8 protein-coding genes are annotated in these 9,837 nt (G+C 61.9%); 2 read left to right on the forward strand and 6 right to left on the reverse strand.

The window, feature by feature from the left end; all coding sequences use genetic code 11:
• The coding region (locus WA989_RS09695; protein WP_424340297.1) for a thioredoxin domain-containing protein at window positions 1-506 on the forward strand (506 nt) is incomplete at its 5' end.
• A gap of 130 nt (window positions 507-636) precedes the next feature.
• Window positions 637-2,628, forward strand: a complete 1,992-nt coding sequence (locus WA989_RS09700) for a transglycosylase domain-containing protein (RefSeq protein ID WP_424340298.1) — start codon at window positions 637-639, stop codon at window positions 2,626-2,628.
• Here the strand turns inward: WA989_RS09700 and WA989_RS09705 are convergent.
• The 6 genes from WA989_RS09705 to WA989_RS09730 form a co-directional block, all read right to left on the reverse strand.
• On the reverse strand, window positions 2,625-4,220 hold the full coding sequence (locus tag WA989_RS09705) for an FMN-binding glutamate synthase family protein (protein WP_424340299.1): 1,596 nt from the start codon (window positions 4,218-4,220) through the stop codon (window positions 2,625-2,627). The genes WA989_RS09700 and WA989_RS09705 overlap by 4 nt on opposite strands.
• Window positions 4,221-4,496: 276 nt before the next feature.
• Window positions 4,497-5,633, reverse strand: coding sequence for an acyl-CoA dehydrogenase family protein (locus WA989_RS09710; RefSeq protein ID WP_424340300.1), 1,137 nt, complete (start codon window positions 5,631-5,633; stop codon window positions 4,497-4,499).
• A 58-nt stretch (window positions 5,634-5,691) separates the two neighbouring features.
• Entirely contained in the window at window positions 5,692-6,906 is a 1,215-nt protein-coding gene (locus WA989_RS09715; protein WP_424340301.1) for an acyl-CoA dehydrogenase family protein, read from the reverse strand.
• Window positions 6,907-7,056: 150 nt separating this feature from the next.
• Window positions 7,057-7,290, reverse strand: coding sequence for a hypothetical protein (locus tag WA989_RS09720; protein WP_424340302.1), 234 nt, complete (start codon window positions 7,288-7,290; stop codon window positions 7,057-7,059).
• A complete protein-coding gene (locus WA989_RS09725) occupies window positions 7,263-8,714 on the reverse strand; it encodes a glycosyltransferase (protein WP_424340303.1) in 1,452 nt (483 codons plus the stop codon). The genes WA989_RS09720 and WA989_RS09725 overlap by 28 nt, the downstream gene beginning before the upstream one ends.
• 85 nt (window positions 8,715-8,799) lie before the next feature.
• Window positions 8,800-9,798, reverse strand: coding sequence for an NAD(P)/FAD-dependent oxidoreductase (locus WA989_RS09730; protein WP_424340304.1), 999 nt, complete (start codon window positions 9,796-9,798; stop codon window positions 8,800-8,802).
• Between the last annotated feature and the right edge of the window lie 39 nt (window positions 9,799-9,837).

Consider the following 9,837-nt stretch of genomic DNA (forward strand, 5'->3'; position numbering starts at 1 on the left):
GTCTTAGACAGGCCCGCCGCGCGAGTAAAATCGCTTCAGCCTTATTCTGCACACTGATGGTAGGGCTGCTCGAACCGCAGGCGAGTTTTGCGCAGGCCCCGGTGAAAATCGTCAACCTCACGGCAGACTGGTGCGCCTCCTGCCACGAGTTCGAGCCGAAGCTTGCTCTCGCTTTGGAAAACTACACCCATGCGGACGTCGAACTCATCAATATTGACCTCACGCATCTGCGCTCAGGGCCTGACAACAAACAGGCGACAATCGACGCCTCGAAAGCCCTTCTGCGTATCAACAAAGCCTCGTATCTCTGGGACTGGTATGGCGGCTATACCGGCATGGCGATCATGATTGCTGCGGATACGGGCGAGCCGATCTCCTGTGTCGACAAGGCCTATTCGGCCAAACAGATTTCCGACCGCATCAGGCTCGCCGGCATCCTTGCTCGCAAGGCAGCGCCCGGCAGGCGCCGCCCGGATGGCGCTGACTGCCCGGCCCCGATGCGATAGTTTCGCAACACTTTTTGCGCCGTGCGCGTTAACGGCTTCATCTCGCCTTCACCGTGCCTCATTTAACAGCGATAGCGCGATCGTTTGAGACTTCAGACGCCAAAGAAGCCCTTTGCCGGAAAGGACTGAATTGACAGGCTCGACACCAAAAAGACCGTCAGCAGACCGGCCGCCCACCTATGACGGGCGCGGCCCGTCATCTGGCGGAAGCTGGTTCAGCAATATTCTGGCAGGCCGGCCCATTCTGAAATGGGGCCTGATCGTCAGCTTCTCGCTGCTCGCGGTCGCCTGTCTTGCCGGCTGGCTCTATTGGCAGAGCCTCTATCGCGGCATGCCGGACCTGCCGTCAAATGAACAGCTCTGGGCCAAGGGCCGCGAACAGGCGATCGAATTTGTCGACGTTGATGGAGACACGATCGCGATCCGCGGGCCGCGCTATGGCCGCGCCGTCGACATGGACAAGCTGCCGCCGCATGTGCCCCAGGCTTTCATCGCGGCCGAGGACAAGCGTTTTTACGAGCATGATGGCGCCGATACCCAGGCGATTATCCGCGCGCTCTGGGCCAATTTCACGTCGGGGGAAACGGTCTCGGGCGCCTCCACGATTACCCAGCAGCTGATCAAGAATCTTGTCCTGACGCCTGAGCAGACCCTGAAGCGAAAGGCACAGGAAGTCCGCCTCGCCCGCCAGCTGGAAGAGCGGCTCAGCAAGGAAGAGATCCTCGAGCTCTATCTCAACCGCGTCTATTTCGGGGCGGGTTTTTATGGTCTTGGCGCCGCCTCGCGCTTCTATTTCGGCAAGGCCCCTGAGGAGCTGTCAGTTGCCGAAGCCTCGCTTCTCGCAACGCTGCCGCAGGCCCCGTCCCGTCTGGCCCTGACCAACAATATGACCGACGCCAAGGCGCGGCAGGCCTATGTCCTGCGCGAAATGGTCGAGGCCGGCTTCATCACACAGGCAGAAGCCGACGAAGCGCAGGCTGAAGATATCGAGCTTGCGCAACCGTCTGAGCGCGACCCGCAATTCGGTTTTGCGCTTGATGCTGCCACTGAGCGGATCGACGAAATCCTGCCCTCCCTGCCCGGCGACCTCGTCGTCCAGTTGACCATTGATTCCGACCTCCAGGCGGGCATTGACGAAGCCTTCCAGAAGCGGATGGCCGAAGAAGGCGCCAACCAGAAAGCGAGCCAGGCCGCCGGGATCGTCATGGACAGGCGCGGCCGCATCCTCGCCATGTTCGGCGGCGTCGATTACAGCGAAACCCAGTTCAACCGGGCCACCCAGGCCATGCGCCAGCCGGGCTCTGCCTTCAAGCCATTCGTCTACGCCACCGCCATCAAGCAGGGCCTGACGCCCTATGATGTGCGCCGCGACGAGGAGGTCGAGATCGATGGCTGGTCGCCGGAAAACTATTCGCGCGTCTATTCCGGCCCGATGACGCTGACCGAAGCGCTGAAGGACTCGATCAATACCGTCGCCGCCCAGCTCGGACAGGAAGTCTCCGAAGAGGCGATTATCTCGCTCGCCAAATCCTTCGGCATCACCAGCGATTTGCGCCCCCTTCCGTCGATCGCCCTTGGCAGCCAGGAAGTCACCCTGCGAGACCTTACCCGGGCCTATGGCGCCTTCATGACCAGCGGCCAGCGGATCGACCCTTATATCGTTGAGAAGATCTCCAATTCGCGCGGCGATGTGCTCTATGAGCGCCCGGACTACGACCTCGAACGTGTCTATGACCGACGCGATGCCGAGACCATGGTTGCCATGATGGAACGCGTCATCACTGATGGCACGGGCCGGCGCGCCGCCTTTGGAGAGTGGCAGCTCGCCGGCAAGACGGGCACCAGCCAGGATTCGCGGGATGCCTGGTTTATCGGCTTTTCGGCCGAACGCGTTGGCGGGGTCTGGGTCGGCAATGATGATGACAGCCCAATGACCAAGGTGACCGGCGGCGGCCTTCCCGCCGCGCTATGGCACGACATGATGGTGCTTGCCCATGACGGGCTAGAGCCAAGCCCGCTGGCCGGCGCCGGCACGCTGGTGACCCTGTCGCCGATGGCACAGCAGCGGATCGCCTTCTACCGCGACCTCGGCATGGCCTTCGAAGGGGCAGCGACCAACTAGTCGATGCGGGCCGGTTCGAAACTGTCGGCCTGCGCCAGATTCCATTCCCGTGCGAGATGGGTCTCACCCGGCTCGGCGAGCAGGCAGCCCTCTTCAATCAGCTTGTAGGCGCGGTGTCCTGGCGCGGCGATATCCTCTGTCACCCGGTGCATGATATGGCGCGGCGTCAGCTCTGACGGGTGGCTGCAGCCTGCCGCGCCGACCACTTCCATCAATGCCTTCAACGTATTGCGATGGAAATTATGGACCCGCTCTGCCTTGTCCGGAATGACCAGACCGCGCTGGCGCGACGCATTGGTCGTCGCAATACCGGTCGGACAGGTATTGTTGTGGCAATTGAGCGACTGGATGCAGCCGAGCGAGAACATGAAGCCGCGAGCCGTATTTATCCAGTCTGCGCCGAGCGCCATGGACGATGCCATATTGAAGGCGGAGATCTGCTTGCCGCTGGCCGCCAGTTTCACCTCATCCTTCAGGCCGCAGCCAAACAGGGCGTTTCGCACCAGCACCAGCCCCTGACGAAGCGGTGCGCCGACATGGTCCATGAACTCGGCCGGCGCAGCGCCCGTGCCGCCTTCGCCGCCATCGACGACGATGAAATCCGGTTTGATGCCGGTCTTGAGCATGGCCTTGCAGATGGCGAGCACTTCCCAGCGATTGCCGACGCAGAGCTTCATGCCAACCGGCTTTCCGCCCGTCATCTCGCGCAGCTCAGCCACCCATTCCATAAGCTCGACAGGCGTTGAGAAGGCGGTATGGGCCGGCGGTGAAAAGCAGGTCTGGCCGACCGGAATGCCCCGCGCTTCGGCAATTTCTTCGGTGACTTTCGTGCCGGGGAGAACCCCGCCATGACCCGGCTTTGCGCCCTGGCTCAGCTTGATCTCGATCATCTTGATCTGGTCGGCATTCGCGACGTCTAAAAACTTTTCGCGGTCAAAGCTGCCATCGCCAGCGCGGCAGCCGAAATAGCCTGACCCAAGCTCCCAGACCAGATCGCCGCCGCCGGCCTTGTGATAGCGCGAGATGCCGCCCTCACCGGTGTCATGGTAGAAGCCACCCTTGGCCGCGCCGCGATTGAGCGCCTCGATTGCATGCGCGCCGAGCGAGCCGAAGCTCATCGCGGATATATTAAGCACGCTCGCCGAATAAGGCTTCGCGGTCCCGCTCGCCCCGACGATGACGCGCGGATCCTCATCCTGGTTGTGCCGCGCCGCAATGGAGTGAGACAGCCACTCATAAGGGGGACGGTCTATATCAAGCTGGCTGCCAAAAGGCTCGACGGAAGAGACATTCTTCGAGCGCCTATACACCATGGCCCGGTCTTCATGATTGAATGGGCGGCCTTCTGTATCGCTCTCGACGATGTAAGCCCTGAAGAAAGGCCGAAGCTCCTCAGCGATCCAGCGCACGCGCCCAAGGATCGGATAATTGCGCCACAGCGTGTGGTGCTTCTGCAAGACATCATAGAGGCCGAGCAGCGCGAGTGCGCCAAACACCACGACCCCGATCCAGAACCAGCTGCTCACGCCAAGAAGCGCAATGAAGACAGCAGCCAGACAGATGGCGAGCGCGAGCGGGATAAATCGATACATGTGTCAGCCCCGAAATCTTTCTGTGTGCGCTTCAGCATAGGGTGAGCAGGAGCGGCGGCAATGCGCTGCGATGTCTTGCGGGATTTGCGGGCCGCGGGCGTCGGCCGAGGCGGTTTTTTTCCAGTTTCAGCTGGAACTCTTGCCGCTTAGGCGTGTTCTGTCTTCTCAGGTTTCTTCGACACACGCATATCCGGACCATTTATGTGAGTGAAGAAGAAAGGCCGGAGCTTCCGTCGAAGCTCCGGCCTATTCTTTTGCGGGATGCTATTTCCAGCCCTAGAAACCATTCAACTGGGCAAACCGGTCGCGGTGGAAGCTCGCAGAGCCCAGCAGCGCTTCCTGCACACGTGCCCGCTTCATGTAAAAGCCGGACTCGTGGGCATCGGTCATGCCAATACCGCCATGCAGCTGTACCGTCTCGTTTGAGACCAGATGCACCGTCTCGCTAGCCCGCGCCTTGGCGAGGCTGGCCAGTTCGGCGATGTCATTGCGCTGCTCATCAACCGCCGAGAGCGCATGCGTGACGCAGGACGTCGTCAGCTCGATATCGGTAAACATCCGGGCCGCGCGGTGCTGCAGCGCCTGGAAGGAGCCGATCAGCTGGCCGAACTGTTTGCGCGTCTGCATATACTCATGCGTCATCTCGAACGCGGCGAGTGAGGAGCCCAGCATCTCGGCGGCGAGCGCAATCCGCCCGCGATCGAGCACAGGTTCGAGCAGGTCATGGCCCTTGTCGGCCGCGCCGAGCACATGGCTTTCCGGCACATGGACATCCTCGAGCGTGACGTGCGCCGCGCCATGGCTGTCGACCGTGTTCAGCGTCTGGATGGTCACGCCCTTCGCGTCGCGTGGGACGAGAAACAGCGTCAGCCCGTGCGTGTCGCCCGGCTCGCCGAATGTACGCCCGACAACGATCAGCAGGTCTGCAAAATGGCCATCCTGGACGTATTTCTTTGCCCCGTTCAGCGTGTATCCCTGTCCGTCGCGCTCGGCTTCGGTGGCCACGCCCGTCGGATTGTGGTGGCTGCCTTCGTCGAGCGCCAGCGCGGTTGTCACCTCGCCGGAAGCGATCTTCGGCAGCCACTCCTTCTTCTGCTCTTCGGTGCCGCCCATCAATATGGCGGAGGCGCCGATGCACGCTGTCTGGAGGATGGGCGTTGTGGCGAGGGTGCGCCCTTGCGCTTCCATCACCTGGCCAAGCGCGACCATGCCCATGCCGACCCCGTCATATTCTTCAGGGATCAGAACGCCAAAAAAGCCAAGCTCGGCGAGCTTCTGGCGGCCTTCCGGATCGACGCCGTTTGCGCCCTTGTCACGAAGCGCTCGCAGGTGCGAGACCGGCAGCTCGTCGCGGGTGAAACTGACCGCGGTGTCCCGCAGCATCTCCTGGTCTTCAGTCAGGACAAAACTCATTTTCAATTCCTACTCATACGCGGCCCGGCCAAAGGCGGGCCTGCTTGTTCCTGCTGGACTATTGGTGGTCGCGAAGACCAAGCACGCGCTTGGAGACAACGTTGAGGTTGATCTCGCTGGTGCCGCCTTCAATCGAATTGCCCTTCGAGCGCAGCCAGCCGCGGGTCGCCATCTTGGCGCCCTTGTCAAAGCCTTCGCCTTCCCAGCCGAGCCCTTCAGTGCCGAGCGCTTCGATCATCAACTCGAACTTGTCCTGGTTCATCTTTGCGGCGGCATATTTGATGATGGAGGCCGTGTGGCCGACTTCCTGGCCAGCCTTGGACTGCTCCTGGCTGCGCTTCACCGTCAGTCCGAACGCTTTCGCATACATCTTGTGGTCAGCAATCCGGCCGCGCAGATCGCCATCCATGAGCTTGCCGTCCGTGCCCGTGCCAACATGGATCTTGGCATACTCCTCAAGCTCCAGCATGCCGGAGCCACGCGCCGCGCCGAAGCCGCTGGCGGAGATGGAGGAGCGCTCGAACTGGAGGAGGCGCTTGGCGATCTTCCAGCCGCCATTCACCTCGCCGACGAGCTGGTCCTTGGGCACTTTCACGTCTGTGAAGAAAGTCTCGCAGAAGGGCGACGAGCCGGAGATCAGCTTGATCGGGCGCGTCTCGACGCCGTCGCTTTCCATGTCGAACAGGATGAAGCTGATGCCCTCATGCTTGACCGTATTGTCGGTACGCACGAGGCAGAAGATCCAGTCGGCCTGATCGGCATAGGACGTCCAGACTTTCTGGCCGTTGATCAGATAGTGATCGCCTTTGTCCTCACACTTGGTCTGCAGGCCGGCAAGGTCAGAGCCTGCTCCCGGCTCCGAATAGCCCTGGCACCAGCGTGTGCGGCCATGGACAATATCCGGAAGGAAGCGTTTCTTCTGCTCTTCATTGCCGAATTCGAGCAGCGCCGGGCCGAACATCCAGAGGCCAAACGAATGCAGCGGGATGCGCGCATTGATGCGGCCAAGCTCCTGGTTCAGCACCTTGACCTGATCGCGATCGAGCCCGCCGCCGCCATATTCCTTCGGCCAGCTTGGCGCGGTCCAGCCGCGTTCGGCCATCCGTTCGAGCCAGATCTTGGAGTCCGGGTTCTTGAATTTTTCACCGCGCCCGCCCCAAATGACTTCATCCTCTGGCTGCGGCGTGCGCATGGATGGTGGGCAATTGTCTTCTAGCCAGTCACGAACCTCGCTGCGGAAGGTATCGAGATCAGACGGGGCATCATAAGGCATGGGGCGTCTCCTCGGGGATTTTGTTCTCGCTCAGTGTAGCACACTAGCTCGAAGAAAACTGCCGGGCCAAGCCTGACTTTACGTCAGTCGGGGCAGACAGATCGCCGCGCCGCAGGGCCGGGACAGACCGTCTCGCCGGGCCTTACCGCTTCACCCGCCGAAGCGGCCCATCAGACTGTGCTCAGGCCCTGTCTCGAAACCGGCGAGATTGATCATGTGCACCATGGTGACGAATATACCGAGCGCGCAGAACACCATGACCAGCCCCCACGGCACCTGATTGGGCCGGCCATCCTTGCGCACGCCGCCCATCTTGCGGTTGGCCTGTACGATAAGTCCGAGAAAGACGAATAACGCTATGACGGGGATGATCCACTGTGCCATGGCGCGCCGCGCTCCTTCTCATCAGGCTGATGAGGCGTCTTTGCCCAGAATGAGGGCCGGACCGCAAGCCCATAGACTGCTTTGACCGCAGCCAGCGTATGCAGCGGCCAGTAAAGCGGACGGGTCGCGATAGCGAGACAGCGGCTGAACGTCCACTTTCCGGGCGCAGACACGTCGGTCAGAAATCCGACCAGCCAGCCCATGCCGAAAATGCCGAAGCTGATCGCATCCAGCGGCACAAGGTCGAACGCAAGACCGAGAAAGACCATGACGGACATCGGACCATAGAGCACAGAGCTCAGAAGCGCGCCGCCGAGGGTGAGGTTCACACTGATCCAGCGCATCGTCCCCAGTTCGCGCAGCAGGCGCGCCGGGCTGCGCATCGCCACCAGCCAGGTCTGCATATAGCCCTTGATCCAGCGGCTGCGCTGGGCAAGCCAGACATTGAGCCGCCTTGGTCCGGCCTCATAGGTTGGCAGGTCGATGCCAGCGGTAAAGCCGCCCATGCGGGCAATGCGGATGCCGAGATCGGCGTCCTCGGTGACATTCCATGCGTCCCAGGCTCCGATGGCAATAAGGTCTCGCCGCCTGAAATGATTGCTGGTCCCGCCCAGCATGACCGGATAGGCGAGCCGCGCCAGCGCCCGGACGAAGATGCCGAACTGCACCCTGTATTCGAGCGCCCAGTGTGCGGGCAGCCAGCCATGAGATCCATTGGTTGCCACGAGGGGTGCCTGGACACAGACGACGCCCGGCCCGCCTGCATCGAAGGCCTGCAGCGCGGCCTTGAGCTGTTGCGGGTCCGGCCGGTCTTCCGCATCATAAATCGTGATGAAATCGCCTTCCGCGTGCGCCAGACCGAAATTGAGGGCTCGCGGCTTAGTCATCGGCGTGCCCGGCGGCACGATCAGTATGCGGGTGCCAGCCGGAAACGCGGCGGCATGCGCAGCCTCGACTGTGCCCGGGTCATCGGCTTCGACGAGGATGATCACGTCGAGCTTGTCAGCCGGCCAGTCAAGCGCCGACAGATTTCGACCAAGCTGCGCCATCATGTTGGCTTCATGGCGAACCGCCACCAGAACCGAATAGACGGGAAGGTCATCGCGGAGCGGAACCTCGTCAACGCTATCTTCCACGCGCGAGACCAGCGCGGCCACAAGAAGCGCGAACCGCCAGGCGATTACCATGGCGAAGAAAAACCAGAATACGACCTGCAGGGTGAGCAGCGTGGTGCGCGGTACCATATAGAATGCCGCCGCAATGGCGATAAACAGAAGACCCAGTATCAGCCATTTGCGGAGCGTGTTCCGGCGGCTCGCGCTCAGATCCTCAGGCAGAAGAAGAGATTGCGCCAGCGCTCCGCGTAGCGTCTTCGGCCGGTAATTGTCATGATCTTCGCGTCCCGGAATCGCCCCTGGTCGCAATCTGACAATTTCAGCCTTTCGATGATCCCCGCTCCCCATTGGTTAATTTGAGCCCGATTTTTGACTGAATTTCAAGTTGCCAGTCTCAACGCAAGAGAAATGCTGCCAGACTGTGCCCGCTCTGCCACGCCGCTTCCACTCGCGGAGCGATGCGCCAATCTCCGATCGTGGCAATACCTGTCTCGCTATCCCAGCCAAAAGGCGAGCCGGCCGCCTGCTCGACCATGGCGAGCAGCCAGCGATGCGCCGCCTTGAAGACGGGGGCCGGCGCGCCCGTCATATCGCGGAAGACTGTGGTGAGCTGATCTGTGACCTCGTCCCGGCCAAGCTCGACATTTGCCTTGCTCCACTCTGGAGACGCGTGCAGCACCCAGCTATCAATGCCGCCGCGGCCCGGCTTTGCTGAATTGCGGGCGACCCATGATAGCGGCGCCCCCTCGATCTTTGCGCCGTCCCAGTCCACCGGCACCTTGTGCTCGAACGCCAACATGACGGCCCAACACGGCGCCGAACGGGTTCGCTCAGCCTGCTCGGCAAGGCCGGGCGCCGCGCTCTCCAGCAGGTCACCTGCCTGCTCTGCCGGGATGGCGCTGATGACAATATCGAAAAGGCCCTCTCGCGAGCCGTCTTCAAAGATGAGGGTCTTGCCGTCAGGGCCTGGCTCGATCGCCGAGACCCTGCGGCCCCATTCGATATCCAGTCCCTCGGCCAAGGCCTTGATCACCGAATTCATCGCCGGGGCACCAACATAGATCGCGTCCCCGCCCTCGCGGGGTGGTTCGGTCTCGACCAGCCAACTCGTCCCGGCCGCCTTGATGGTGGCAAGGCGCGGGGTCCATTCGCGTACCGACCCTTCCGCCAACAATGTCTCAATGGTCGTGCGAAACGCCTCTCCCCGGGCGGTGAAGTATTGTGCGCCATGGTCCCAGCGGCATTCCCCCAAGGACGTCTCGGCCCGCCGGGTCGACAGCCTGCCACCCGGTCCGCGCCCCTTGTCGAACAGTCTTATATGATGGCCAGCCGCTGTGAGCGGGCGAGCGGCGGCTAACCCCGCCATACCGGCTCCGATAATTGCGATCTTCATGTCAGACGGCCTCCCTGGCTCTCGCGGCTAGACTTAGAC

Source organism: Henriciella sp. (genome assembly GCF_049649345.1).
In the GTDB taxonomy this organism is placed as follows: Bacteria; Pseudomonadota; Alphaproteobacteria; order Caulobacterales; family Hyphomonadaceae; genus Henriciella.